Raw genomic sequence first — 24,344 nt, 5'->3', positions numbered from 1 at the left:
GTTAAGGAAAGACAGATGTCACAGCGGATTGCATTTCAGGGCGACCTGGGCGCCTACAGTCACGAGGCCTGCCTGAAGGCCCGCCCCGATGCGCAGCCGGTGCCCTGCCGGACTTTTGAGGACGTGATCGAGGCCGTGCGCGCAGGCAATGCAGATATGGCGATGCTGCCTGTTGAGAACACGACCTATGGCCGGGTGGCCGATATTCATCGCCTGTTGCCCGAAAGTGGGCTGCATATCGTGGACGAAGAATTCGTGCGCGTTCGCATCTCACTTATGGCGATGCCCGGTCAGACCCTTGAGGACATCCGTCATGTGCGGGCCCATCTGGTGCTGATCCCGCAGGCCCGTGCCTTTCTGAATGCGCATGGAATCACCTCTGAGGCCGCCGCCGACAGTGCCGGTGCCGCATCCGACATCGCCCAAGCGGGCGAGATGGGCGTGGGTGCCCTAGCCTCTGCCGTGGCCGCCGACATTCACAACTTGCAGATCCTGGCCCGCGATATCGAGGATCAGGGCCACAACACGACCCGGTTCCTATTGATGTCGCCCCATGCCGATCACAGTCCGCGCCATGCCCACATGATCACGACCTTTGTCTTTGAGGTGCGCAACATTCCCGCCGCCCTTTACAAGGCGATGGGCGGCTTTGCGACCAATGGCGTGAACATGATCAAGCTGGAAAGCTATATGGTCGGCGGGGCCTTCACCGCGACGCAGTTCTACGCCGACATCGAAGGTCACCCGGATGATCCGGCTGTGGCCCGCGCGCTGGAAGAGCTGGATTACTTCACCAACCGGCTCGATATTCTGGGGGTATACCCGGCGGCCGCCGGACGGGAGTGACCTGATCAGGCCGAACGTTGCAACCGCTCTTCGAGCGTTTTGGCGTATTCGGCCACCCGCAGTTTGAACCGTTTAGTCAGAGAGTTCTTGGCCAGTTTGAGCGATTGCACCAACAGCCGGGTCGACAGGTTCAAGGGTGCCATTTCCAGCGCGATGGACATGCGCGTTCGACTGCGCGACAGGGCAATCAGTTCCACGGAAAACGTGCCGCCCATGCCGGGCGATTTTGCGGCAAAGACCATCTCGTTGGGCACATCAAACCGGACCAGTTCAAGGTCAAGCTCGCGGCGGCGTCCGCGCATCGTAAATGCCGCTTTCCAGGTCATCCCGACGCCCGGCGCGCCCAGTGCATCGACACGTTGCACCTCGGCACCGCGCCGCATCGCCTGCCGCTCGAACGCCTCAAAGTCACAAAGCGCCTCGAACACCCTCTCAATCGGAGCGTCAATGTCTTCCCTCGACGAGAATTTCATGGCCTGCACCTGCTTTTTGCGCGGTTTTGGGCAGTGTCCCCTTAATCCAGCGTATCCGCAAGCCAGTTTTCCAGCAAAAAGTGTGCAATTGCGCCTTTGCGCGCGGGCGCAATGGTGGGGTGCTCGCCCGCAAAAACCGTCATCATCTCATCGCGGCTCATCCACATGGCGTCTTCGATCTCGACCGGATCGATGGTAATCGTCTGGCTCGTGGCTACGCCCCGGCAACCGAACATCAAAGAGGCGGGAAAGGGCCAGGGTTGGCTGGCAAGATAATCCACCTGCCCCACGGTCACGCCTGCCTCTTCGAACACCTCGCGGCGCACCGCAGCCTCAAGGGTTTCACCCGGCTCCACAAAACCTGCCAGCAGCGAATACATCCCCTCGGGCCAACCGGGCGAGCGGCCCATGAGCACCGAATTGCCGTGGGTGATCAACATGATGACCACCGGGTCGGTGCGCGGGAAGTGATGCGCGTTGCAGGCCGGGCACGTAGTTTGCCAGCCGCCTTGCGACACTTCAGAGGCGGCGCCACATTTTGAGCAAAAGCGGTGGCTTTCGTGCCAGCCAAAGATCGCTTTGGCTGTGGCCGCCAATTCTGCGTCCCGTGGGCTGAGCCAGGTCATGATCCGGCGTAGTTCGGCAAAAACCTCGATGGGTTCGAAGGCCGGGTGGTGCTGTTCTGAAGGGTCCACAAAGGCACCGATCAGCGCGCTGTCCAGGTTGTCAGGGTGCCAGCCCGACAGGTCATGGGCAAAGCGGGGTGCACCCTCTTCGCGGCCCAGAAAGATCGGCGGCATCAGCGCGTCCTTCAGCGCGGGATGATCCATCGGCACTTGCACCACATGGGCAGGCCGGGTGCTTGCGATCAGGATCTTGCCACGCCACAACACGACGGTGCGCGCGTCCGGATGAGCGGCGGCAGCCTTGAGCGCCTCGGCGTCGCCACGCACCTCGCCCCCCCGGTCCAACCCGGAACCGCCGAATGTCACTGTCTCTGCGTGGCGCATGTTCCTGGTCCTTCGCGTCGCCTCTTGTTGGGGCGCAGGCTTGGCACGGGCGTGGCGTGGGTGCAATGGCCCGACGCTCTGATTGCATCGGCTGCAATTTGCGCTTGTGTCTCCTGGGCCGACGGACAAGCCTCCGCGAATGACCGACAGCACCTGTTCAGACCCGCAGCAGAGCCATGCGCATCTGCGCATTCTTGCGACAACGGACGTGCATATGCACATGACGGGATGGAACGCGCGCCAGGATCACATGGACCGGGGCGTCGGCCTGGACCAGTTGGCGCCTACCATTCATGCCGCGCGGGACAGTGCCCCGGGCCTCTGCCTGCTGCTCGACAATGGTGATATCCTGCAAGGCACGTCCGAAGGGGACCTGTGCGCGCTTGACCCCAGCCCTGTCGCGCATCCCTGGCCGGGCATCGCGACTGCTTTGGGCTATGATGCCGTGGGCCTCGGCAATCACGATTTCGACTATGGTCTGCCCCTGCTGGAGCGGATCACGGCGCAGATGGTCCCGCCCGTGCTTTGCGCCAGTTTGGGCCCGGGCCAGGTCGCGGGCGTCCTGCCTCATACCCAGCTAGCGCGCACGGTGCAGTGCAGCGACGGCACCACCCGTGCATTACGCATCGGCGTCACCTCTGTCCTGCCGCCACAGACCCTGGTGTGGAACCACCGTGCGTTGCACGACCGCGTCACCTTTGAGCATGGCGTTGTGGCTGCGGGGCGCGCGGTGGCGGCGCTGCGTGCAGGTGGCGCTGACGTAATCGTGCTGCTCTGTCACAGCGGCTTGTCCCTTGATCCCGATCCGGCGGGCGAGAACTTTGCCGCCCAGATCGCGGCTCAGGTGCCCGGAATTGATGCGATGATCCTCGGTCACACCCATCGTCAGTTTCCGGGCGATGATCAGGGGATGGGGGCCATCGTCGATGCGACGCGCGGCACGGTTGCGGGTGTGCCCGCAGTGATGCCCGGCGTCTTTGCCAAATCTCTGGGATGCATCGACCTTGCCTTGGCACAGAACCATGACGGCTGGCAGGTGGTGGGGCACGAGAGCGGTTTGCAAGACGCCCGCCCCAACGACCCCGACGGCGCGATCACCACCCTTGCCGCCCCATCCATTGCCGCGGCACGGTCTCGCCTGGCCGAACCTCTGACAACCACCGGCCATGCCATCCACAGCTTCTTCAACCTGCTGCAAAGCGGGACCGAAGCCGTGCTGGTCGCCCGCGCCTTGACACAGGCCATCGCAGGCGAAGTGGCGGGTGGGTCACTGGCCGAGGTACCCTTGATCGCTTCTGTGGCCTGTACGGCGGCGGGCGGTCAGGGCGGCGTCATGAACTATGTCGATATCCCCAAAGGTCCGGTTCTGGCGCGGCATGCGTCGATGATCAGCCCCTATCCGAATCAGATCTGGGCCATCCTGATGACCGGGGCCGCACTTTATGATTGGGCCGAACGGTCAGCCGCTATCTTTGGACCAACAGCAGGGCGCCTGTCGCCGCTGGCAAATCCGGACGCGCCCGCGTTCAATTTCGACACGCTGGTGGGGGTCGAGACAGAGTATGATCCCTTTGCGCCCGCCCGCTTTGACGCTTCCGGCAGTCTGCTTGACCGGGCAGCCACGCGGGTGCGCCGCTTGCGGTACAAGGGTGCCGACATTGCAGCGGATGACTGTTTTCTGGTGGCCATGAGCAGCTATCGCGGCGCGGGCGGCGGGAATTTCCCGGGGCTCGATACCGCAACGCAAGTGCTGCGCACCGAATTGGACATGCGCAAGGCCGTGTCCGAGACATTCCGCGACGCGCCCTTTGGCGCGGCCAGCGCGCCCAGCGCATGGTACTTTGTGACGGGCCTTGAGGCACAGGTAATTATCGAAACCGCGCCTTGGGCGACGGCACATCTCGAAGACATCGCGCGCTTTGACCCTCGGCCGATGGGCCTGAACGCGGCCGGCTTTCTCGAAGTGCAAGTCACGATCTGACCCACCCTTGCGTGCCCGGCCAACAGGGCCTATATCGCTGATCGAGAGGTTGGCGCGGGCAAGCGCCTCGCCAACCCGGTCAGATCCGGAAGGAAGCAGCCGCAACGAGCCCCGCTTGGGTCGATGTCAATCTCTCACCACAGCGTCAAAACCAAAGGGTTGGCGCGTTTCCCGGCAGGTGGTTTTTTAAGAAACGCCGAGTGGGATTAAATGATCAAGCACGACTACCATGGGGCCACGACGGCGCACCGATACCGTTAGTGCGGACTTGTGGGCGCACGATGCCCACCGTCATCCATCCAGCAAGGCAGGCCAAATGGCGCGGTTGCGGCGGGAAAAGGCACTGAGGTGGCCCACGGCAGTCAAACCAAAATCTGCCGGGGCCAACAGATCAAAGCGAGTCGCAGGCCCATAAACATCCGCCAACCGAGCTACACAGCCGGACGGGACCAGATCGTCATCGGCAAAGGCGATCAACCGGACAGGGGCCGGTGCCGTCCAATCCGGCGCAGGCAAACGGGTGCCCAGATCATCGGCATAGAACGCGCGCGACGTGCACCATTTTCGCCACTGCCAAAAGACGCCTGCGGGCAGGTCCTCGCCGAAACCGAGCCGTTTGCCTGGAAGGTACCCGCATATTGCGGTCGCGAGTGGCCCGATCCCGAACCAGAAAGCCAGCGCTTTGGCACGGTAGGGCCAGGGATGATCACTGTGATGCACCATACCGGAGGCGATGCCGATCACGCGGGCCACATCCTCCATCTCGGGCTGGTTGGGCAGCAACATCGCGCCCAGCGAATGCCCGATCACCCAAAGCTGTGTATCGGGCACTTCGCGGCGCATTGCCCGGCGGGCGGCGACTTGATCACTGGTGCCCCAATCAATCATGTCCGCCTTGTGTCGGCGCAGTGGCCCGAAAGTTGACCGGCCAAGGCCGCGGTAGTCATAGGTCAAGCAGGCCATGCCCCGTTCCGCCGCGAGCCAGCGCGCAAAATGTGCGTAGAATCCCTGCGGCACACCCGTGGCACTGTTCAATACCACAGCAGCAAAGGCCCGGCCCGCAGGCCGATACAGCCGCCCGACCAGCTCGGCCCCGTCAGCTGTCTTGAAGGCGACAGAACGTTCGTGAACGTCACGGCGGATGGGTGCGGTATCAAACATCTTCTGGCTCCGTTGTGTCGGCGCAGGGCGTACCCACGCAAGTCTCTAGACCAATCGGTCTATTCGCGACACTGGACCAATCGGTCTATTCCTGTCAAGCTGCCCAGATGACAAAACCTGCCCTGCCCACCAAGGATCGCTTGATCATGTCTGCCGCCACGTTGTTTCGTACGCGGGGTTATCACGGCGTCGGGCTGGCAGACTTGCTGGCCGACGCGAATGCACCCAAGGGCTCGCTCTATCATCATTTTCCCAACGGGAAGTCCGACCTCGCCTTGGCCGCAGCCACTTGGGCCTCTGACGAGATGCTGCGTCTGATTGCCGCCAGCTTTGACGGCGCAGACAGCTTCGAAGACGGGGCGACAACCCTGTGCTACAAGCTGGCCAAACTCTTTGACCTGACCGGGTGGGATACATGCCCCATCGCCGCCACACTCTTTGAGGGCCCCGACAATACGCTTTTTCGCGACCATGCCGAGCATATCTATGAAGGCTGGATTGCAGAGGTCCACGACCACGCCGCCCGCCTCGGTTTGAGCGAAGAGGCAGCGCATGCAAAGGCCGAGCACCTTTTTATCCTGATCCAGGGGGGGTGGTCATTGGCTCGCGCTCGGCGTAGCTCCGACATCCTGCGCGGATTGATCAAACGAAACGACACCTGAATGACGCGACACAGCCGGAGCACTTGCCCATGAGCGACGACGACGAAAACGCCCGCGACCGGACCAAATGGGCCGAGGATCGTACAATTCTGGCCACGGAACGTACGTTCTCCAGTTGGATGGGCACCGGCCTCGGGGCCGTCGGGATCGCCATCGGCCTCAAGGCCGTTTTTGGCGCGACCGAACCCACCTGGATCGCTAAAGTGGTCGCCAGCATGTTTCTGGGCATCGCCATCATGCTCTATTGGGCCGCGCAACGGCAGGCTTGCAAGACCATCGCGCGCCTGCATCAAAACGACGTCGAAGCGCAGTCCTCGGGCAGTTTTACCCGCCTTGCCGTTGCCATGACCATCGCCACTTTGGCTACCGGCGGAGTGCTCTGGTCACTCTGATCGCTGGACGGCCCCGCGCCCGCGTTCTACTCTGACCCTTCAACGAATCCGGGGACAGTGATGAGCGATCCGAGCCAAGACACCTATCAGGTCCTCGCCCGCAAATACCGGCCCGAGACCTTTGTCGATCTGGTGGGCCAGGATGCGATGGTCCGCACCCTGAAAAATGCCTTCGAGGCGGACAGGATCGCCCAGGCCTTTGTCATGACGGGCATTCGCGGCACCGGCAAAACGACCACGGCCCGCATCATCGCCAAGGGTATGAACTGTATCGGCCCCGATGGCACGGGCACCCCGACAACCGAACCCTGCGGAGTTTGCGAGCATTGTGTCGCCATCATGGAGGGGCGTCACGTCGACGTGCTCGAGATGGATGCGGCCTCCAACACTTCGGTCAACGACATCCGCGAGATCATCGATTCGGTGCACTATCGCGCGGCCTCGGCCCGCTACAAGATCTACATCATCGACGAAGTGCACATGCTGTCGAACTCGGCTTTCAACGCGCTTTTGAAAACACTCGAAGAACCCCCCTCCCACGTCAAATTCATCTTCGCCACCACCGAGATTCGCAAAGTGCCCGTTACGGTCCTATCGCGTTGCCAACGCTTTGATCTGCGCCGGATCGAACCCGAAGTGATGATCGGCATGTTGCGCAAGATCGCCGCCTCCGAGGGTGCCGAGATTGCGGATGATGCATTGGCACTGATCACCCGCGCCGCCGAAGGGTCGGCGCGCGATGCGACCTCCCTGCTGGATCAGGCGATTTCCCATGGGGCGGGCGAGACCACTGCCGATCAGGTCCGCGCCATGCTGGGTCTGGCTGACCGGGGCCGGGTGCTGGACCTCTTTGACATGATCCTCAAAGGTGATGCTGCGGGGGCGCTGACGGAGCTTGGGGGCCAATATGCCGATGGGGCAGACCCCATGGCCGTGCTGCGCGATCTGGCCGAGATCACCCATTGGGTATCAGTGGTGAAAATTACCCCCGAGGCTGCGGATGACCCGACGATTTCCCCGGACGAGCGGAGCCGGGGCCAGCACATGGCTGAGGCGTTGCCAATGCGGGTGCTGACACGGCTCTGGCAGATGCTGCTCAAGGCACTGGACGAAGTGGCCGCTGCCCCAAACGCAATGATGGCAGCCGAAATGGCGGTGATCCGACTAACCCACGTGGCGGACCTGCCCAGCCCGGACGAACTGGTCCGCAAGTTGCAAAACGCAACGCCCCCCCCCGCAGCCCCGGCCCCGGCCCCCGGCGGCCGCGCAGCACCCGGCGCGCAGGCCGTGCATCAGGCGCAGGCTCGGATGGCTGCAAATCCCACCGCCTCTGGCCAGACCACAGCACTGGCGCAGAACGTGGACGCGGCCCTAGCCCGCTATCCCAGTTTTGACCATGTGCTTGAGCTGATCCGCGCCAATCGCGATGTGAAACTGCTGGTCGAGGTGGAAACGACCTTGCGCCTTGCCAATTACCAGCCCGGGCGGATCGAATTTGTGCCGACCGACCGCGCGCCCCGTGATCTGGCCCAGCGGCTTGGCGCGCGGCTTCAGGCGTGGACGGGCAATCGCTGGGCGGTGACTGTGGTCAATGACGGCGGCGCAGAGACCATTGCCGAAGTCCGTGACGCGGCTGAAAACGCGTTGCGCGCGCAGGCCGAAAGCCATCCCTTGGTCCAAGCGGTCCTGGCCCAGTTTCCCAAGGCCAAGATCACCGACATCCGCACGCCCCAGGATATCGCCAATGAGGCGCATATCGAAGCGCTGCCCGAAGTGGACGATGAATGGGACCCATTCGAAGAGGATTGATGCTGGCCGCCCTGCCCGGCGCTGCCCGCGCAGAAGTGTGCAGCACCTTGCGTCCCGATTGGGACGGCACACCCACCAGTGCTCTGAGCGAGGCGTTCATGCTGACAGCCTCGCCGCTGACACTGGTGCTGGTCGGGCTTACCTTCCTCGCGCTCCGGTTCCGCAGTCAGTGGGGCGGTGTGGCTGTGGTCGTTCTGTGGACGGGATTGGTGTCGATCATCACCATGCTGGATCCGACGGGCACCCGCACCCCCGCCATGGCCGAAGGGTGCATTGGCTCACCGACCTTGTTCATCGCGGCCGTCGCTGCAATATGTGTGGCAACGATCATTTACACCGCCCCGCGCAACAGCGGGGCATGACACTCGGAGATGACAGAATGCTCAAAGGACTAGGCGGGCTCGGCGATATGGCCGGGATGATGAAAAAAGCTCAGGAAATGCAGACCAAGATGGCCGAAATGCAAGACGGCCTGAAAAACGTGATGGTGACCGGAGAAAGCGGCGCAGGTCTGGTCAAGGCCACGGCGACGGCCAAGGGCGATTTGACGGCGCTGGACATTGACCCGTCGATCTTCAACGGAGACGACAAGGAAGTGGTCGAAGACCTGATCCTTGCCGCGATAAAGGACGCCCAGGCCAAGGCCACCGAAAGAGCGCAGGAAGAAATGGGCAAGCTGACTGAAGGGCTGGGCCTGCCCCCAGGTATGAAACTGCCGTTCTAAACGGCCCCCTTCAGTGTTCCCCCGAATATGCCCGCCGGAGGCGCCCTTCCGTACAACAAGGTCAACGGTTTGAGCAGTACACGCGACATCGAAGCCTTGATCGAGATGATGGCCAAGCTGCCGGGTTTAGGTCCCCGCTCGGCCCGGCGCGCGGTGCTGCATCTGATCCGCAAGCGGGCGCTCTTGCTAACGCCGCTGGCGGACATGATGCAGACGGTGGCCGTGACCGCGCGCGAATGTCTGAATTGCGGAAATGTGGGCACGTCCGACATCTGCGATATCTGCCAATCGGAGAAACGCGCCAATGGCGAGTTGTGCGTGGTCGAGGATGTCGCAGACCTGTGGGCGATGGAGCGGTCAGGCTCGTTCAAGGGCCGCTATCACGTGTTGGGCGGCACGCTTTCGGCGCTGGATGCCGTCGGCCCGGATGAATTGCGCATCCCCCGGCTAATCGACCGGGTGGCCACAGAAAACGTGACCGAAGTCATCCTGGCCCTCAACGCAACCATCGACGGCCAGACCACAGCACATTACATCGCGGACCAGTTGGAGGGGCACGTCTCTCTGACCTCGCTTGCCCAAGGTGTCCCCATCGGCGGTGAGCTGGATTATCTGGACGACGGCACGATCACCGCCGCTATGCGCGCACGCAAATCCCTGTGACGCCCTAAAAAGTCAGATTTTGGTAACGCTCTGCCCTTAGATGTGGCGATCAGCAGACGCGTGAACAGGCCGATCATGACGCAAGAGACCACTCAAGATGAAGACCTCGTGACTGTGTTTGACAGTATCATGGGGGCGTCCAAATCATTTGCCTATCGTTGCGACAACGACGAGGCGGTGACAATGACCTACCTTGCGGGTTCGGTCGAGGAAATCACCGGCTGCCGCAAAGCGCAATTGCTGCACAATCGCGACCTCAGCTATGCCTCATTGTGCAACCCGGACGACTTGCAACCAATGATCGACGCCGTGGATGCCGCGATCGAACAGCGTCTGCCTTGGGATGTCGACTACCGACTGGAACGGCCCGATGGCAAAATCGGCTATGTGCGCGAACGGGGGGCTGCGGTCTTTGATGATGCGGGCAATGTCCTTTATCTACAGGGTCTTGTGGTTGACGCCAGCGCCGAATTTCAGTTGCGCCGCTCGCTAGAGGATCAACAGGCCGAAGCGCTGGCCGCCAATGCCGAAATCCTGACCCTGGCCAACAATATCGCCCGGTCCGTGCGCGAGTTGTCCATGCTCTCTGTCAATGCCCGGATCGAGGCGGCGCGCGCCGGCGACGAAGGGCGTGGATTTGCCGTAGTCGCTACCGAAATCAGCAATCTCGCCGACACAAACGCCCGCTGGGCCACAATGATCGCAGAGAGAATGTCAGCCAGCCGCTAAGCTTGGCCAAAGGCCGAGGCAAACCCATCCATCGCCGTGCGCAGCCCCGCATCCGTCACATCCTTGTGCAGAACAAGCCGCGTTGTCCCCTCTGCCCCGCTGAGCATGACGCCCCGTGCCGCCATATGATGTTGCAAAGCAGGTGTCACCCCGCCCTCAGGCGTAAAAAAGACCATGTTGGTGCCTTGGGTCACGGTGCCGTATTGCGACAAGGCCTGCCCCAACCGCTCGGCGCGCATCCGATCCTCGGCCAGGCGGGCCACATTCGTATCCAGAGCATAGAGCCCTGCCGCCGCCAACAGACCGCTCTGCCGCATTCCGCCACCCAACATCTTGCGCCAACGTCGCGCCCGCTGGATCAGATCGCGAGGACCAACCAGAACCGACCCCACCGGCGCCCCCAGCCCTTTGGACATGCAAATAGACAGCGTATCGAAGAGGTCTGCCAGCTCTGTCTCGGCGCAGCCCAACGCTTCGACCGCGTTAAAGAATCGCGCCCCGTCCAGATGCACCGACAGCCCTGCCGCGCGTGCCGCATCTGCCGCCGCCTTGCACCGCGCCAGGGGCACGGGTTGCCCATTATGCGTGTTTTCGAGCGCCAAAAGTCGGGTCATCGCATGGTGCGAATCGTCGTCCTTGATGGCTGCGGTGATCGCCGCAGGCTCCAACCCTCCATCTGCCGCGACCTCCAGCGGGTCCAACGCGATGCCACCCAGCACCGAAGCGCCCGCCGCCTCGTAGGTGTAAATGTGATATCCACGCCCGACCAAAACCTCTTCGCCGCGCGCGCAATGGGCCAGCATGCCCACCAGATTGCTTTGGGTGCCTGAGCTGAGGAACAGCCCAGCCTCTTTGCCCAGACGCTCGGCCAGGGTGGCCTCCAACCGGTTGACGGTGGCATCCTCGCCGTAAACATCGTCACCGACCTCTGCGGCAGCCATCGCCGCCATCATCCCCGCGTCGGGTCTTGTGACGGTGTCACTGCGCAGATCACACAGAATTGGGGCAGCAGGCGCATCCTGGACAGCAGCGTATTGGTTCATCTCAAAGACCTCGGCAAAAACGAAAACGGGCGCGCCTTACCCTAGGCGCGCCCGTTTGAAACTTAAAGCCTGAGACGGCCCAGATCAGGGCTGTTCGTCCTCGTCATCACCGCCACCTTTGGGCAGGTTGAACAGGCTGTCGGCATCGACCAGGGTCGACTTGTCATCCTCGTCGTCATCATCCACATCCATGGAAAGCGAGAAGGTTTCCAGCCCCTCAATGGCCGTTGGGATCTTCGGCTCGGCCTCCATGCCAAGGCTTTGCTCGGTGCTGACCAGTTTGCGACGCTCGTCGTCGGTCATGACTGCACCTTCGGCGGCCTTCTTGGCAGCGGCCTTTTGCACGGCTGCGTCGAGTTCGGACTGTTTGGTCAGGCCCAAAGCCACCGGATCAACCGGCTGGATGTTCGAGATGTTCCAGTGCGTGCGCTCGCGAATCGACTGGATCGTCGGCTTGGTTGTGCCCACCAGTTTGGAGATCTGGCCATCGGTCAGTTCGGGGTGGAATTTCACCAACCAATAGATCGCTGCCGGACGGTCTTGACGCTTGGACAGTGGGGTGTAGCGCGGGCCACGGCGCTTTTCCTCGCCCTCGGCGGCAGCATAGTATTTCAGCTTCAGCTTGTGCAGCGGGTTCGCTTCGGCGGCGTCGATTTCCTCTTGCGTCAACTGGTTGTTGGCAATGGGATCAAAACCTTTGACGCCTGCGGCGACGTCGCCATCGGCAATGCCTTGCACTTCAAGTTCGTGCATTTCGACAAAGTCGGCAATCTGCTTAAAGCTCAGGGTCGTGTTGTCTACCAGCCAGACGGCGGTGGCCTTGGCCATGATCGGTTTTGCCATGTTGCGTGCTCCTTCGCGCATATCTTTCCCGTCGCCTGACTAAGGCGGCCTTGGCGTCCAAGGCGGGTTTCCGTTGTGGGGGAACTTGGACGCGATATAGTGGCGATCGAGCAAAAAGGAAAGCACAATGCGCGTATTGCTGATCTGGTTGATGATGACCCTGCCCGCCTGGGCCGAAGGTGAACGGGCCGGGGAATTCGACTATTACGTCCTGTCGCTCAGCTGGTCACCCAATTGGTGTGCCTATGAAGGCGATGCGCGCGGGTCCGATCAATGCGACGCGCGCCACGATCACGGCTGGATCATGCACGGGCTGTGGCCGCAATTTCATCGCGGTTACCCATCCTTTTGCCCAACGGCAGAGCGTGCGCCATCGCGCCGCATGACTGGCGAGATGGCAGATATTATGGGCACGTCAGGTCTGGCCTGGCATCAGTGGCGCAAGCATGGGGTCTGTACGGGTCTGTCGGCCCCTGCCTATTTCGCCCTGTCCCGTGAGGCCTATGACCGCGTGGTGCGCCCCCCCGTCTTTCGCAAGCTGGACAAGACGGTAAAAGTCCCCGCTTCGGTCGTCGAAGACGCGTTCCTGCAATCCAACCCGGATATGGAGCGTGACGGCGTCACCATTACCTGCCGCGCGGGCCACATCCAGGAGGCACGCATTTGCCTGTCGCGCGACCTGAACCCGGTGCCCTGCGGGCAGGATGTTGTGCGCGATTGTACCACGCGGGATGCCCTGTTTAATCCTGTGCGCTAAAGCTCGATTACCGTGGAGCCTGTGGTTTGCCGCGCCTCGAGCGCGCGGTGCGCATCAGCGATGTCGTCCAGCTTGAACCGTTGATCAATGCGCAGGGTCACGTCACCGCTGATGACTTTGGCAAAGAGCCGATCCGCCATGGCGCGCAGGATGTCCGGGTCGCTGATATGGGTGAACAAAGTGGGACGCGTGATTTTAAGCGACCCTTTTTGCCCCAGAGTGCCGATGTTGAGCGGCGGTACCGGCCCAGACGCGTTTCCAAAGGAAATGAACATACCTAAGGGTTTGAGGCAGTCGAGCGAGCCATCAAACGTATCCTTCCCCACCGCGTCCATCACCACATCCACGCCCGCCCCATGGGTCAGACCACACACGATGGGCACAAAATCCTCGGCCTTGTAGTCGATGCAATGTGCGGCCCCGTGATCCAACGCCAATTGGCATTTCTCAGGCCCACCGGCCGTCCCGATCAGGGTGATCCCTTCGGATTTGGCCCATTGGCAGGCAATCAGGCCAACGCCGCCCGCCGCCGCCTGAAACAATACGGTATCACCTGCGCTGAGCGGCGTCGTGCGATGAAACAGATATTCGGTCGTCAGCCCCTTGAGCATCATGGCCGCCGCCACGTCGAAGGGCACCTCATCGGGCAGTTTGACCACCTGGGCCGCAGGCATGACACGCGCCTCGCAATAGGCACCGGGCGGCGTGGCGGCATAGGCCGCGCGGTCACCCACAACCAGATGAGTCACCCCCTCGCCAATCGCTTCGATCACGCCCGCCGCTTCCATGCCCAGCGCATGAGGCAGCTCCATCGGATAGAGGCCAGTACGCTGATAAACGTCGATGAAATTCAATCCGATGGCCTTGTGCGCGATGCGGATCTCGCCCGGTCCGGGATCGCCCACAACGCGGTCCACGATCTGAAACTGCTCTGGCCCGCCATGGGCCTCAATCACTGCCGTCTTGGCCACGCCCCTATCCCTTCATTGTTCCAAAAATATGCAAAAAACGCCTCAACCCGCGACCCGCAAGACAATCTTGCCGATATGGCCCGAGCTTTCCATCCGGGCATGGGCCTTTGCGGCTTCATCCAGCGAAAACTCGGAATCCATCACCGGGCCAATGCGGCCCGCAGACAGCAGGGGCCAAACGGCCTCTGCCAAGTCCTGAGCGATCCGCGCCTTGGCCAGATCGGATTGCGGGCGCAAGGTGCTGCCCGTCATGGTCAATCGCCGAGTCATGAGTTGCACGAAATTGACCTCGACCTTTGGCCCTTGCAGAAAAGCGATCTGCACCAGCCGCCCATCATCGGCCAAGGCCTTGAGGTTGCGCGGAATATAGGGCCCGCCCACCATGTCGAGGATCAGGTCGGCCCCACCTTCGGCCTGCAGGACCTCAACAAAATCGGCGTCGCGGTAGTTGATGGCCACCTCGGCCCCCAGGTCGCGGCAGGCCTGACACTTTTCCTCGGATCCGGCGGTCGCAAAGACTCGCGCGCCAAAATGATGGGCCAGTTGGATCGCTGTCGTTCCGATTCCACTGGACCCGCCATGGACCAGGAACCGTTCGCCGCCCTTCAGGCCGCCCCGGTTGAACACGTTCGACCAGACGGTAAAAAACGTCTCGGGCAGGCAAGCGGCCTCTTTCAGCCCCATGCCTTCCGGAACGGGCAGGCAATGTGCGGCAGGGGTCGCGACATATTCGGCATAGCCGCCGCCAGGCAACAATGCACAGACTTGATCACCCACCGCCCATTCACTGACGCCCGTTCCCAAGGCCACAATTGTGCCCGACGCCTCAAGCCCCGGAAGATCGCTGGCCCCCGGAGGCGGATTATAGAGGCCCGCGCGTTGCAGCGCATCAGGGCGATTCACGCCCGCGTACGCGACCTTGATCACAACCTCACCATGACCCGGTTCGGGCACGGGCCGCGTCACCAATTGCAAGACTTCGGGGCCACCGGGGCTCGTGATTTCAACCGCGCGCATCTCTTGGGTCATCAGGTCATCCTTTTTGTTGACCAATGCGTATCAAGGACAGCGCCGCCTGAAAACCTCTGCAAGGGAAAGCCCATGATCGCCCTGTCCTTCCTCGCCAATTGTCTTATCGCGTTTCCGCTGGTGATGCCGATGCTGCGCAGATCGGATGCGATGGACGCAGCCTTTGGCCCGCCCAGCGACGCGCGACGCATCTTGGCCTGTATCTATGGCACCATCGGGCTGATCAGCCTTTTCAGTCTGTTTTGTATCGCGGCAGGGTATGGTGACTTTGCACGGCAGATTGCCCAGACCCTTCTGCCACTTCAAATCATCTACAAATGCTTCACCATCCCGGCGGTCGGCCTGCAGAGTGTCGTGGTGAAAACCAATATCGGGGTGAGCCTTTTGCACCTTTTGACGCTAGTCAGCGTGACGCTTTAGGGCTTGGAACCCCACCGCCCCGGCAGGTCGATGTCCGCGTCTGGTCGTGGCGCCTTGATCTGGCTGAGCAGCCAGTTCGGCCCGGCCATCAGCGCGCTGAGCGCCTTGTTGTCACGTACCTGCGCCTTGACCTTTTCGATCTGCATCACGTCGTCGATGCGTCGGTCGAGAAAAGCCCAGGTCGCCTGATTATCCACACTGTCGTCGCCCAGCCAATAAAGCACCGTCGCACTGTAAACACCCGACAGGGTCGCACGCTTGGTATACCAATTCACGTCGTCGGACGTATCGCCCAGCGTGGTCCAGATTTTGTCGGCCGTGCCCCAGATCGCCTTGGCCCCATCGGCGGCATGCATGGGCAACGCGAAAAGGGTCGTGCCCCGGCGCACGGCCTCTTTGTCGGTGACCGCCTCTATGCGAAAGCGCACCGCCGCCGCCACCTTGTCGCGGAACCGGTCGGGCATGTCGTCCGATTGCATCCGCGCCACCATCGCCGCATCACCACGCGCATGATAGGCCAGCGCCAGATCAACCGCCCCACGCGGGCACACGGCACGCGCCATGGCCATGTCGATACCCGCATCCTCGGCGGCGGCGCGAAAGCTTGCTTCGGACCAGCCATCAAAGGGAACATGCATCAGGGCGGCATCCAACAGGGCGTCTTTTGTCTCGGCATAGGGGGTGGTCATGGGCGTCTCCTTGCGCGGGCGTTGCGTGCTGGACAAACTAGGGCGCGCTTGCTATAGGGCCACTTCCTGCAAATCCTTGCAACTCATATCTAGAAAGGTGGTGAAAACCACATGCAGGTTAGTGTTCGCGACAACAATGTCGATCAGGCCCTTCGGGCTCTGAAGAAAAAGCTCCAGCGCGAAGGCGTGTTCCGTGAAATGAAGCTCAAGCAGCATTTCGAGAAACCGTCCGAGAAAAAAGCGCGCGAGAAAGCTGAAGCGATCCGCCGTGCCCGCAAGCTGGCACGCAAGAAAGCACAACGCGAAGGTATGATGTAAATCATTCCACGCGCTGCGTTTACGAATATCAAAGCCCTCATGGTCACCGCCATGGGGGCTTTTGCTTTGCAGGGGTCGCATACACGCATTGGGCGAATTTTCGCCCAGACACCCCTGCCTTGGACGCGCTGGCCCCGCAGCCGGACTGACTGTGCTAAAACGTCCTCCTGTCCAACGTTGTGTGGCGTTCCATATTTTTGGAACTGTCACAAATCTGTGCCCCAGACTGACTAGCGTCCGCCGCATCACAGCCACTGGAATTATATTTCGACAAGGAAGCTGCCCATGACCCATCAAGACCCCCAACTGGCCCATGAAATGTCCCCCGACGATTGGGACGAGATGAATTTCCCCCGCCCCGAGACTCAAGGCTTTGACGCTGTGGTCGAGGCGGCCATCTCGCGCCGTGGCTTTATGGGCGGCACGCTTGCTTTTGGCTCTGGCGCCGCTGTGATGGGCACCTCGATGCTGTCCGGCGAGGCGGCCATGGCGGGGCAAGCCGACCGCTTTGCCTTTGACCAACTGCCGATCCAGACCGATGGCACGGTGCATGTGCCCGAAGGCTACACTTGGGATGTTCTGGTGCGCTGGGGTGATCCGCTGTTTTCCGACGCGCCTGCCTTTGACGCCGAAATGGGCGTGCCAACTGAAGGATCAGACCGCGTTTTCGGTGAAAACACCGACGGAATGGAGCTGTTCAACGTCGGCGGGCACGAACTGCTCGTTGTCAACAGCGAATATGTGAACGCCAAATACAACCTTGCCCATACCGAAGACGGGATGCCCACATCGGCAGACGACGTCCTGCGCCTCCAGAACTTCCAGGGTGTATCGGTCATGGAAGTGACCGAAGGTGACAACGGGTGGGAGGTTGTCATCGACAGCCCCTTTAACCGCCGCATCCACCACAACACCCCTATGACCATTGATGGCCCCGCCGCCGGGCATGACCTGCTCAAGACCGAGGCCGACCCGACAGGCACCGCGTCTCTGGGCACGTTCAACAACTGCGGGTCGGGCCGCACGCCCTGGGGCACCTATCTGACCTGCGAAGAGAACTTTAACGGCTATTTCGGCACCACCGCAGAGCTGGCCCTGGGCGACACCCACACAATGGGGTTCAAGCGCTACGGCGTCAAAACGGACATCGACACGGGCCGCTATAACTATCACGGCTTTGACGCCCGGTTCGACATCTCCAAAAACCCGAACGAGCCGCACCGCGCGGGTTACATCGTGGAGATTGACCCGGCCAAACCCGACAGCACACCGGTCAAACACACCGCCCTGGGCCGTTTCAAGCACGAGAATGCCGCCTATGCCTTGGCCCCCGACGGTCGTGTCGTCGTCTATATGGGCGATGATGAGCGCGGCGAATTCATGTATAAATGGCTGAGCACGGACAAATACGTGCCGGGCGGTGACACGTCAACATTGCTGAGCAAGGGGCAACTCTATGTCGCCAAGTTCAACGACGACATGTCCGGCGAATGGATGGCCCTGACCCCTGCCGCCACCGGCATGGATGAAGCCGAGATAGCCATATTTAGCCGCATGGCTGCCTCTGCTGTTGGGGCCACGACTATGGATCGCCCCGAATGGATTGCCGTGAACCCAACAGCGGTTGAGGGCTATTGCTGTTTGACCAACAACCGCAACCGGGGCGTCAAACCCAATGCGGGAGGAGATGAAACCCCAGCCAATGGCCCCAACCCGCGCGAGGTCAACAATTTTGGCCAGATCGTGCGCTGGCGCCCCTCGGGGGACAACCACGCCTCAAACACGTTCGAATGGGACCTTTACGTGATGGCCGGCAATCCCAACACGCAAGAAGGGCTATACAAGGGGTCGTCCAACATCAACGCGGGCAACATGTTCAACTCGCCCGATGGTATGCAGTTCGACACCACTGGCATCATGTGGATCCAGACGGACGGGAACGACAAGAACGAGGGTGACTTTGCGGGCATGGGCAACAACCAGATGTTGGCTGGCGACCCCGTGACGGGCGAAATTCGCCGCTTCCTCACGGGACCCAAAGGCTCTGAAGTGACGGGCCTGACCTGGTCAACGGATCGCCGCACGATGTTCGTGGGCATCCAGCACCCGGGCCGCCCCTTCCCCGATGGCGAAGGCAGCCTGCCCCGGTCCGCCATCGTGGCCGTCAAGCGGGTGGACAACGCGTTGGTCGGCTAAGCCTCCAAAAACAGACAAAAGCCCCGCAGCCTGTTCGGTTGCGGGGCTTTTTTGTGCGTGCTTTGAGCGCCTGACCCTAGTGGCCGGTAAAGACCAGCGTTTGCAACGGCAAGATCAGCGACCGGATGCGCAGCCCGGCGGCATGCACCACGCCCACCGTGTCCACCACATGCAGGAAAATGCGCTGGCCAAAGGTCAGGGCGTCGTCATGCTCTAGCCGGTGGTGATTGTCAGTGTAGGCATTGACCAAACAGCGGCTACCCGGCGGGATATCGTCCGCTTGCCCGGCATAGAGCGGCTCAAGATAGGCGGTGATCGTACCGGGTGGTCCTTGCCGTTGCGCATCGCCAAGCCGATCTGTCTGGCGCACCTGCCCGGCTGCAATCACGTCCTGCACTTCGACAATGACCATCGGCACCACGGTGAATGGTTTTGAGATGCACATGATCTCAGCCACGCCACCCTTTTTGATCACCTGCGCGGTGACTTGAGGGAAACCAGCCTCGAACCGGTTGCGCCCGGCACCTCCTGGCACCAGCACCCCGGCGGGGCGCAGCACCGGGTTCACCAGATCGCCCTCCTGCAGCACGAATTGCTCCAACCTGCCGTCCACGCTGGCAAAGATCGTCAGCTTGTCGATCTCTGTCTGGGCCTGGGCGAGGGCCGCCTCTGCGCTAACCCGCAGGGCGCGCATAAGCTATGCCAAATGCACCCGCAAGGATCAGACGGGAAGGGCCGTCGTCTTGAACACTGTCCGCAGGGCAAAACTGCTTTGCATTTGCGCCACGCCAGGCAGTCGCGCCAGGTGCTGGCGGTGGATGCGAGCGAAGTCTTCGGTCCCTTCGGCGACGACCTTGAGGATGTAATCCGCCGTTCCCGCCATCAGGTGGCATTCGAGCACGTCGGGGATGCGCGCGACCGCCTTTTCAAAGGCCTCCAACACTTCGTCGGCTTGGCCCTGCAACGTGATCTCAACGAATACGGTGGTGGGCACGCCCATCTTGCGCGCATCCAGCAGCGCCACGTAGTCTCGGATATATCCCGCCTCTTCCAAGCGCTGCACCCGCCTGTGACAGGCCGAGGGTGACAGGTTCACGGCCTCGCTGAGGTCAGCATTGGACATCCGCCCCTTGCGCTGAAGGGCCGACAGGATACGGCGATCTGTTGCATCAAGTGTCATTTACGCTGATTTCTTTCATGAATGCGATCTAAACTGCAAGAATATTCGATGGTTATGCGTAAACACGACTGCTCTTTCGTGCCCCATTGCAAGGATGCACGCCGATACTGGCCCAAATCCGGAGGAGGACCAAATATGAAAATCGGCTGCCCGAAAGAGATCAAATCCCAAGAGTACCGCGTGGGCCTGACGCCCAATGCCGCCCGCGAGGCCGTGGCCCACGGCCATACCGTGGTGGTCGAGACAAACGCAGGGATCGGCGCGGGTTTTCCCGATACAGACTATGTCGAGGCCGGTGCTCAGGTCGTTGGCACGGCGGCCGAGGTGTTTGCCACTGCCGACATGATCGTCAAGGTCAAGGAACCCCAGGCCGCGGAGCGGAAGATGCTGCGCGAAGGGCAGCTATTGTTCACCTATCTGCATCTGGCCCCGGACCCCGATCAAACCCATGACCTGTTGGCATCGGGTTGTACTGCCATCGCCTATGAAACCGTGACGGATGCCGCCGGTGGCCTGCCGCTGCTCGCACCTATGTCCGAAGTGGCGGGGCGGTTGGCCCCGCAAGTCGGCGCATGGACCCTGCAAAAGGCAAATGGCGGGCGCGGTGTTCTGATGGGCGGGGTACCCGGTGTCGGCCCGGCCCGGGTTATTGTGATCGGCGGCGGCGTCGTGGGCACGCACGCGGCGCGGATCGCGGCAGGCATGGGCGCGGATGTGACCGTGCTCGACCGGTCCCTGCCCCGTATGCGCTACCTTGACGACGTCTTTGGCGGGCAGTTCAAGACCAGCTTTGCCAGCCAGGGCAATACCGCCGAACTGGTGGCCGAAGCGGATATGGTTGTGGGCGCGGTTCTGATCCCCGGGGCCGCTGCACCCAAATTGGTCAGCCGCGCGCAACTGTCCACGATGAAGCCTGGTGCCGCCATCGTCGACGTTGCCATTGACCAGGGCGGGTGTTTCGAGACGTCGCGCGCCACCACCCATGACGACCCGATTTACGACGTGGACGGTATCATGCACTATTGCGTCGCCAATATGCCGGGGGCTGTGGCCCGCACCTCGACCATCGCGCTGGGGAACGCCACGATGCCCTTCATGCTGGCGCTGGCAGATAAGGGGTGGCGGCAGGCCTGCGAGGATGATCCGCACCTTTTGGCGGGTTTGAACGTGCATGCGGGCAAACTGACCTATTACGCCGTCGGCAAGGCGCTGGGGATCGACGTGCTGGCCCCCACCCTGGCCCTCAAGCAATAGGTAGCTGCGTCGGACTGACGTCGCAGATGGGCAATGGCCCGCTGTCACGGCACCCACAGATGATTGTGGGAACTATGGAAACGAAAAAGGCCGCCCTGACACGCAGGACGGCCTTCTCGTTTGATCAACCGGCTCAGGCTTGTTTGGCCAGCGCGTCCCGGATTTCTTTCAGAATATCCAGCTCGGACGGGCCTGCGGGGGCCTCTTCTACCGGCTCTTCGGGTGTCTCGGTTGCGGCTTTGACCTTATTGACATAGCGCACCAGCATGAACACAACAAAGGCGATGATCAGAAAGTTGATGATGGCCATGATGAAAGCGCCATAAGCAAAGACCGCGGCACCCGCCTCACGGGCTGCCTCCAGCGACGCACCGGGTGCAACATCACCCGACAGCACGAAATACATGTTGGTGAAATCGATCCCGCCGAGGAACAGACCAATGAACGGATTGATCAGATCGGCGACCAGGGACGACACAATGGCTGTAAAGGCCGCGCCGATGATGATACCAACAGCCATGTCCATGACATTGCCCTTGGCGATGAAGTCTTTGAATTCGTTAAGCATATTTGTTCCCTCGTTGGCTTTGGCGCACCCTTATTGTTGATGTTGGTGCGCGTGCGAACACTCGTTAACACATGATCTCACAACGCCAAGCCTATTTCTGGGGGGAAAATCGCCTATGTCGTGACCATAACAATCAGGAGATGCCCCAATGGCCGACCTCAGCGCCTTTCCAATCACCCAGAAATGGACCCCGCAGAACACCGATGTCCTGCAACTTTTTTCCTTCCCGACCCCAAACGGCGTGAAGGCGTCCATTGCGCTTGAGGAAATGGGCATTCCCTACGAGGCGCATCTTGTGACCTTGTCGGATGCAGACGTCAAAAGCCCCGAATTCCTGTCACTCAACCCCAACAACAAGATCCCCGCGATCATCGACCCTAATGGGCCGGACGGCCCGCTGGGCCTGTTTGAGTCTGGTGCGATCCTGATCTATTTAGCGGAAAAATCCGGCAAACTGATGGGCAAGACTGCCGCCGAGAAAGCCAAGACGATCCAGTGGGTCATGTTCCAGATGGGCGGACTTGGCCCGATGCTGGGGCAGATGGGCTTTTTCGTGAAATTTGCCGGCTCGGAGTGGGAAGACAAGCGCCCGCAGCAACGTTATGTCGCCGAAGGCAAACGCCTGCTCGCAGTTCTGGAACAAGAGCTTGAGGGCAAGGACTGGATCACCGGCGAATACTCGATCGCGGATATTGCGATTGCCCCCTGGCTGAACGCCTTGGAATTTTACGGCGCCAAGGAGATGGTCGGCTGGGATGATCACCCGAACCTTGTGGCCTATGTCGCCCGGTTCAAGGCGCGCCCGGCGGTCGCCAAGGCGATGAACATTCCACCGCGCCCCTGATTTCTTCTGGCCCTAAATATCCCGGGGGCTTGGGGGCTGGCCCCCAATAATTGGCGCGTTTAGGGGCTGCCCCAAACCCCCGGGATCAAACGAAAACCCATGGATGCGTGGCAACGCCGATTCAGACCGCGCCGCGCATCTGCGCCGCAATCTTTTCGGCAATCATGATCGTCGCGGCGTTGGTGTTACCCCCGATCAGCCTCGGCATGAGAGAAGCATCCACCACGCGCAGCCCCTCAAGGCCATGCACGCATCCAGACGGATCGACAACGGCCATGTCATCGCCGCCCATTTTGCAGGTGCCGACCGGGTGATAGATCGAATCCGCACGGGCGCGGATATCGGCTTCCAACCCTGCATCGGTGCCGTCGTGAGGATAAAGTCGTTTGCCTCGCCATAGGTCGAGCGGCGGAGCGGTCAGGATTGCCTCCATCTGATGCGCACCCTGTTTCAACAGTTCGAGGTCGCGAGGATCGCTGAGATATTGCGGATCAATACGGGGCGGTTTGGCGGGGTCCGCAGCCGTTAGGCCCACGCTGCCGCGACTGTGCGGGCGCAGCACGCAGACATGGCAGGAATAGCCGAACTTCAGGTGGATCTTGCGCATATGGTCATCCACGATACCCACCACAAAGTGCAGTTGCAGATCGGGGCGGTCCACCTCGGGGCTGGATTTCAAAAAGGCGCCGCCTTCGGCAAAGGGCGAGGCAAACAGGCCCGATCCGTCCTTGCGCCAGCGCATAGCGGCCTTGCCGAGGTCCATCAGGCCCTTCGGGCCAAGACCCACCACATCATCGCGTTTGGAATGATAGCTGAGGATGTAATCGAGATGGTCTTGCAGGTTCTGCCCCACGCCCGGCAATTCATGCAGCGTGTCGATGCCGTGGTCTGCGAGCTCGTCGCGCGGACCAATCCCTGACAGCATCAGCAACTGGGGGGAGCCAAATGCACCAGCCGACAGGATCACCTCGCGCCCAGTTTCGATCAGCTTGATCTTGCCCCCATGCTTGATCCGCACACCAATGGCTCGGCCTTGGGTCATCTCGACCTTTTGCGCGATGGCGCGCGTCAGCACGGTCAGGTTGGACCGGGTGAGAACTGCGTCAGGCAGATAAGCGGCGGCGGCCGAGCACCGCTCCCCTTTGGCAGGCCCGGTATGATGCTGCGTGACCTGATAAAGACCCACGCCCTCTTGGCCAGGTCCATTGAAGTCATCGGTCGCGCGCAGCTGTTGCTGCGTGGCCGCTTCGACAAAGGCATGGGTGATGGGACGCGGTTCGGATTGTTCCGCAACTTGCAAAGGGCCGTCCGACCCGTGCAGGGCATCCGCGCCGCGCACATTGCCCTCGGACCGTTTGAACCAGGGCAGCACGCTTTGCCAATCCCATCCGTCACAGCCCAGATCAGCCCATTCGTCGTAATCTGCCGGATGTCCACGCACATAGAGCATAGCATTGATGGCACTTGAGCCGCCCAACGCCTTGCCTCGCGGCTGAAACCCCCGGCGCCCGTTCAGGCCGGGCTGTGGTTCGGTATGAAAGGCCCAATTGTTGACCTTGGGACGGCCAGAGATCATGGCTGCAATGAGCGCTGGCGCCCTGATAAAGATGTCGCGCCCCTGCCCGCCAGCCTCGATCAGGCAGACGGAGGTGCCCGGATCCTCACTGAGCCGAGAGGCCATCACACAGCCGGCCGAACCACCGCCCACAATCACATAGTCATATTTCATAAAGGTGCCTCCCAGCCTGCGATAAGGCTAGGCCCGCCATTCACGCCGTTCAA

Annotated in this window: 27 protein-coding genes and 1 other RNA gene; 16 read left to right on the top strand and 12 right to left on the bottom strand. The window is 61.5% G+C overall.

The genetic code is table 11. The features are described 5' to 3' along the window. The first annotated feature begins 15 nt into the window (after positions 1-15). Positions 16-846, top strand: coding sequence for a prephenate dehydratase (locus Q1A44_RS05150; RefSeq protein ID WP_299620720.1), 831 nt, complete (start codon positions 16-18; stop codon positions 844-846). Positions 847-851: 5 nt separating this feature from the next. Here Q1A44_RS05150 and Q1A44_RS05145 read toward each other — a convergent pair whose 3' ends face one another. Both Q1A44_RS05145 and nudC read right to left on the bottom strand, forming a co-directional pair. Beyond that, positions 852-1,319 carry an SRPBCC family protein gene (locus tag Q1A44_RS05145; RefSeq protein ID WP_299620717.1) on the bottom strand — a complete coding sequence of 156 codons (468 nt, stop codon included), beginning with the start codon at positions 1,317-1,319 and terminating at the stop codon, positions 852-854. Positions 1,320-1,360: 41 nt separating this feature from the next. Beyond that, positions 1,361-2,329: an NAD(+) diphosphatase gene (gene nudC / locus Q1A44_RS05140; protein ID WP_299620714.1), complete on the bottom strand. Its 969-nt coding sequence runs from the start codon at positions 2,327-2,329 to the stop codon at positions 1,361-1,363. Between the two features lie 139 nt (positions 2,330-2,468). On the opposite strand from nudC, the gene Q1A44_RS05135 reads away from it, so the two are divergent. Continuing rightward, positions 2,469-4,310: a 5'-nucleotidase C-terminal domain-containing protein gene (locus tag Q1A44_RS05135; RefSeq protein ID WP_299620710.1), complete on the top strand. Its 1,842-nt coding sequence runs from the start codon at positions 2,469-2,471 to the stop codon at positions 4,308-4,310. A 42-nt stretch (positions 4,311-4,352) separates the two neighbouring features. After that, an RNA gene (gene ffs, locus Q1A44_RS05130) (signal recognition particle sRNA small type) lies at positions 4,353-4,450 on the top strand. A 151-nt stretch (positions 4,451-4,601) separates the two neighbouring features. On the opposite strand, the gene Q1A44_RS05125 is transcribed toward ffs, so the two are convergent. Further along, positions 4,602-5,471 carry an alpha/beta fold hydrolase gene (locus tag Q1A44_RS05125; protein WP_299620707.1) on the bottom strand — a complete coding sequence of 290 codons (870 nt, stop codon included), beginning with the start codon at positions 5,469-5,471 and terminating at the stop codon, positions 4,602-4,604. A gap of 107 nt (positions 5,472-5,578) precedes the next feature. Between Q1A44_RS05125 and Q1A44_RS05120 the strand changes: the two genes are divergently transcribed. The 7 genes from Q1A44_RS05120 (at position 5,579) to Q1A44_RS05090 (ending at position 10,450) form a co-directional block, all read left to right on the top strand. After that, positions 5,579-6,133, top strand: coding sequence for a TetR/AcrR family transcriptional regulator (locus tag Q1A44_RS05120; RefSeq protein ID WP_299620704.1), 555 nt, complete (start codon positions 5,579-5,581; stop codon positions 6,131-6,133). Positions 6,134-6,162: 29 nt separating this feature from the next. Next, the gene (locus Q1A44_RS05115) at positions 6,163-6,525 is read left to right on the top strand and encodes a DUF202 domain-containing protein (protein ID WP_299620701.1); all 363 of its coding nucleotides are present in this window, start codon (positions 6,163-6,165) and stop codon (positions 6,523-6,525) included. A gap of 60 nt (positions 6,526-6,585) precedes the next feature. Further along, a complete protein-coding gene (locus Q1A44_RS05110) occupies positions 6,586-8,334 on the top strand; it encodes a DNA polymerase III subunit gamma/tau (protein WP_299620698.1) in 1,749 nt (582 codons plus the stop codon). Beyond that, complete coding sequence (locus tag Q1A44_RS05105; RefSeq protein ID WP_299620695.1) at positions 8,334-8,696, top strand: hypothetical protein; 363 nt, start codon at positions 8,334-8,336, stop codon at positions 8,694-8,696. The genes Q1A44_RS05110 and Q1A44_RS05105 overlap by 1 nt, the downstream gene beginning before the upstream one ends. Positions 8,697-8,713: 17 nt before the next feature. Further along, positions 8,714-9,058 carry a YbaB/EbfC family nucleoid-associated protein gene (locus tag Q1A44_RS05100; RefSeq protein ID WP_299620692.1) on the top strand — a complete coding sequence of 115 codons (345 nt, stop codon included), beginning with the start codon at positions 8,714-8,716 and terminating at the stop codon, positions 9,056-9,058. A 69-nt stretch (positions 9,059-9,127) separates the two neighbouring features. Continuing rightward, positions 9,128-9,721 carry a recombination mediator RecR gene (gene recR, locus Q1A44_RS05095; protein WP_299620689.1) on the top strand — a complete coding sequence of 198 codons (594 nt, stop codon included), beginning with the start codon at positions 9,128-9,130 and terminating at the stop codon, positions 9,719-9,721. Between the two features lie 75 nt (positions 9,722-9,796). Further along, positions 9,797-10,450 (top strand): PAS domain-containing protein, encoded by a 654-nt coding sequence (locus tag Q1A44_RS05090; protein WP_299620686.1) that lies wholly within the window; start codon positions 9,797-9,799, stop codon positions 10,448-10,450. Here the strand turns inward: Q1A44_RS05090 and ltaE are convergent. Beyond that, entirely contained in the window at positions 10,447-11,493 is a 1,047-nt protein-coding gene (gene ltaE, locus Q1A44_RS05085) for a low-specificity L-threonine aldolase (RefSeq protein ID WP_299620683.1), read from the bottom strand. The two genes, Q1A44_RS05090 and ltaE, sit on opposite strands and share 4 nt — an antisense overlap. 84 nt (positions 11,494-11,577) lie before the next feature. Continuing rightward, complete coding sequence (locus Q1A44_RS05080) at positions 11,578-12,336, bottom strand: DUF1013 domain-containing protein (RefSeq protein ID WP_299620680.1); 759 nt, start codon at positions 12,334-12,336, stop codon at positions 11,578-11,580. A 127-nt stretch (positions 12,337-12,463) separates the two neighbouring features. Here Q1A44_RS05080 and Q1A44_RS05075 point away from each other — a divergent pair, with 127 nt between their 5' ends. Beyond that, entirely contained in the window at positions 12,464-13,093 is a 630-nt protein-coding gene (locus Q1A44_RS05075; RefSeq protein WP_299620677.1) for a ribonuclease T2, read from the top strand. Here the strand turns inward: Q1A44_RS05075 and Q1A44_RS05070 are convergent. Together Q1A44_RS05070 and Q1A44_RS05065 are read right to left on the bottom strand one after the other, a co-directional pair. After that, a complete protein-coding gene (locus Q1A44_RS05070) occupies positions 13,090-14,064 on the bottom strand; it encodes a quinone oxidoreductase (RefSeq protein ID WP_299620673.1) in 975 nt (324 codons plus the stop codon). The two genes, Q1A44_RS05075 and Q1A44_RS05070, sit on opposite strands and share 4 nt — an antisense overlap. A 42-nt stretch (positions 14,065-14,106) precedes the next feature. Beyond that, positions 14,107-15,093: an NAD(P)H-quinone oxidoreductase gene (locus Q1A44_RS05065; protein WP_299620670.1), complete on the bottom strand. Its 987-nt coding sequence runs from the start codon at positions 15,091-15,093 to the stop codon at positions 14,107-14,109. 72 nt (positions 15,094-15,165) lie between these two features. Here Q1A44_RS05065 and Q1A44_RS05060 point away from each other — a divergent pair, with 72 nt between their 5' ends. Then, complete coding sequence (locus Q1A44_RS05060) at positions 15,166-15,513, top strand: hypothetical protein (protein WP_299620667.1); 348 nt, start codon at positions 15,166-15,168, stop codon at positions 15,511-15,513. Here the strand turns inward: Q1A44_RS05060 and Q1A44_RS05055 are convergent. Continuing rightward, a complete protein-coding gene (locus tag Q1A44_RS05055) occupies positions 15,510-16,202 on the bottom strand; it encodes a COQ9 family protein (protein ID WP_299620664.1) in 693 nt (230 codons plus the stop codon). The two genes, Q1A44_RS05060 and Q1A44_RS05055, sit on opposite strands and share 4 nt — an antisense overlap. Positions 16,203-16,313: 111 nt before the next feature. Here Q1A44_RS05055 and rpsU point away from each other — a divergent pair, with 111 nt between their 5' ends. Together rpsU and Q1A44_RS05045 are read left to right on the top strand one after the other, a co-directional pair. Next, positions 16,314-16,520 (top strand): 30S ribosomal protein S21, encoded by a 207-nt coding sequence (gene rpsU, locus Q1A44_RS05050; protein ID WP_007118112.1) that lies wholly within the window; start codon positions 16,314-16,316, stop codon positions 16,518-16,520. A 285-nt stretch (positions 16,521-16,805) separates the two neighbouring features. Beyond that, positions 16,806-18,716, top strand: a complete 1,911-nt coding sequence (locus Q1A44_RS05045) for a PhoX family phosphatase (RefSeq protein WP_299620660.1) — start codon at positions 16,806-16,808, stop codon at positions 18,714-18,716. 76 nt (positions 18,717-18,792) lie between these two features. On the opposite strand, the gene Q1A44_RS05040 is transcribed toward Q1A44_RS05045, so the two are convergent. Continuing rightward, positions 18,793-19,410, bottom strand: coding sequence for a hypothetical protein (locus Q1A44_RS05040; protein WP_299620657.1), 618 nt, complete (start codon positions 19,408-19,410; stop codon positions 18,793-18,795). 27 nt (positions 19,411-19,437) lie between these two features. Next, positions 19,438-19,896: an Lrp/AsnC family transcriptional regulator gene (locus tag Q1A44_RS05035; RefSeq protein WP_299620654.1), complete on the bottom strand. Its 459-nt coding sequence runs from the start codon at positions 19,894-19,896 to the stop codon at positions 19,438-19,440. Positions 19,897-20,031: 135 nt separating this feature from the next. On the opposite strand from Q1A44_RS05035, the gene ald reads away from it, so the two are divergent. Next, entirely contained in the window at positions 20,032-21,150 is a 1,119-nt protein-coding gene (gene ald / locus Q1A44_RS05030) for an alanine dehydrogenase (RefSeq protein WP_299620651.1), read from the top strand. A gap of 133 nt (positions 21,151-21,283) precedes the next feature. On the opposite strand, the gene mscL is transcribed toward ald, so the two are convergent. Continuing rightward, positions 21,284-21,718: a large conductance mechanosensitive channel protein MscL gene (gene mscL / locus Q1A44_RS05025; RefSeq protein WP_299620648.1), complete on the bottom strand. Its 435-nt coding sequence runs from the start codon at positions 21,716-21,718 to the stop codon at positions 21,284-21,286. A gap of 148 nt (positions 21,719-21,866) precedes the next feature. Here mscL and Q1A44_RS05020 point away from each other — a divergent pair, with 148 nt between their 5' ends. After that, positions 21,867-22,562: a glutathione S-transferase N-terminal domain-containing protein gene (locus Q1A44_RS05020; protein ID WP_299620645.1), complete on the top strand. Its 696-nt coding sequence runs from the start codon at positions 21,867-21,869 to the stop codon at positions 22,560-22,562. Between the two features lie 121 nt (positions 22,563-22,683). Here Q1A44_RS05020 and Q1A44_RS05015 read toward each other — a convergent pair whose 3' ends face one another. Then, the gene (locus Q1A44_RS05015; protein WP_299620642.1) at positions 22,684-24,291 is read right to left on the bottom strand and encodes a GMC family oxidoreductase N-terminal domain-containing protein; all 1,608 of its coding nucleotides are present in this window, start codon (positions 24,289-24,291) and stop codon (positions 22,684-22,686) included. Positions 24,292-24,344: the final 53 nt, after the last annotated feature.

The sequence above is a fragment of the uncultured Tateyamaria sp. genome (assembly GCF_947503705.1).
In the GTDB taxonomy this organism is placed as follows: domain Bacteria; phylum Pseudomonadota; class Alphaproteobacteria; order Rhodobacterales; family Rhodobacteraceae; genus Tateyamaria.
This window is presented reverse-complemented; position numbering and strand designations above follow the sequence as displayed.

Coding starts and splice junctions, on each gene's coding strand:
- Q1A44_RS05015 (WP_299620642.1), bottom strand. CDS start 24,291: ATGAAATATGACTATGTGATTGTGGGCGGTGGTTCGGCCGGCTGTGTG.
- Q1A44_RS05020 (WP_299620645.1), top strand. CDS start 21,867: ATGGCCGACCTCAGCGCCTTTCCAATCACCCAGAAATGGACCCCGCAG.
- Q1A44_RS05075 (WP_299620677.1), top strand. CDS start 12,464: ATGCGCGTATTGCTGATCTGGTTGATGATGACCCTGCCCGCCTGGGCC.
- nudC (WP_299620714.1), bottom strand. CDS start 2,329: ATGCGCCACGCAGAGACAGTGACATTCGGCGGTTCCGGGTTGGACCGG.
- Q1A44_RS05150 (WP_299620720.1), top strand. CDS start 16: ATGTCACAGCGGATTGCATTTCAGGGCGACCTGGGCGCCTACAGTCAC.
- Q1A44_RS05060 (WP_299620667.1), top strand. CDS start 15,166: ATGATCGCCCTGTCCTTCCTCGCCAATTGTCTTATCGCGTTTCCGCTG.
- Q1A44_RS05120 (WP_299620704.1), top strand. CDS start 5,579: ATGACAAAACCTGCCCTGCCCACCAAGGATCGCTTGATCATGTCTGCC.
- Q1A44_RS05125 (WP_299620707.1), bottom strand. CDS start 5,471: ATGTTTGATACCGCACCCATCCGCCGTGACGTTCACGAACGTTCTGTC.
- Q1A44_RS05110 (WP_299620698.1), top strand. CDS start 6,586: ATGAGCGATCCGAGCCAAGACACCTATCAGGTCCTCGCCCGCAAATAC.
- ald (WP_299620651.1), top strand. CDS start 20,032: ATGAAAATCGGCTGCCCGAAAGAGATCAAATCCCAAGAGTACCGCGTG.
- Q1A44_RS05105 (WP_299620695.1), top strand. CDS start 8,334: ATGCTGGCCGCCCTGCCCGGCGCTGCCCGCGCAGAAGTGTGCAGCACC.
- Q1A44_RS05135 (WP_299620710.1), top strand. CDS start 2,469: ATGACCGACAGCACCTGTTCAGACCCGCAGCAGAGCCATGCGCATCTG.
- Q1A44_RS05090 (WP_299620686.1), top strand. CDS start 9,797: ATGACGCAAGAGACCACTCAAGATGAAGACCTCGTGACTGTGTTTGAC.
- Q1A44_RS05045 (WP_299620660.1), top strand. CDS start 16,806: ATGACCCATCAAGACCCCCAACTGGCCCATGAAATGTCCCCCGACGAT.
- Q1A44_RS05035 (WP_299620654.1), bottom strand. CDS start 19,896: ATGACACTTGATGCAACAGATCGCCGTATCCTGTCGGCCCTTCAGCGC.
- rpsU (WP_007118112.1), top strand. CDS start 16,314: ATGCAGGTTAGTGTTCGCGACAACAATGTCGATCAGGCCCTTCGGGCT.
- Q1A44_RS05055 (WP_299620664.1), bottom strand. CDS start 16,202: ATGACCACCCCCTATGCCGAGACAAAAGACGCCCTGTTGGATGCCGCC.
- Q1A44_RS05080 (WP_299620680.1), bottom strand. CDS start 12,336: ATGGCAAAACCGATCATGGCCAAGGCCACCGCCGTCTGGCTGGTAGAC.
- Q1A44_RS05115 (WP_299620701.1), top strand. CDS start 6,163: ATGAGCGACGACGACGAAAACGCCCGCGACCGGACCAAATGGGCCGAG.
- Q1A44_RS05040 (WP_299620657.1), bottom strand. CDS start 19,410: ATGCGCGCCCTGCGGGTTAGCGCAGAGGCGGCCCTCGCCCAGGCCCAG.
- Q1A44_RS05100 (WP_299620692.1), top strand. CDS start 8,714: ATGCTCAAAGGACTAGGCGGGCTCGGCGATATGGCCGGGATGATGAAA.
- mscL (WP_299620648.1), bottom strand. CDS start 21,718: ATGCTTAACGAATTCAAAGACTTCATCGCCAAGGGCAATGTCATGGAC.
- ltaE (WP_299620683.1), bottom strand. CDS start 11,493: ATGAACCAATACGCTGCTGTCCAGGATGCGCCTGCTGCCCCAATTCTG.
- Q1A44_RS05065 (WP_299620670.1), bottom strand. CDS start 15,093: ATGACCCAAGAGATGCGCGCGGTTGAAATCACGAGCCCCGGTGGCCCC.
- Q1A44_RS05145 (WP_299620717.1), bottom strand. CDS start 1,319: ATGAAATTCTCGTCGAGGGAAGACATTGACGCTCCGATTGAGAGGGTG.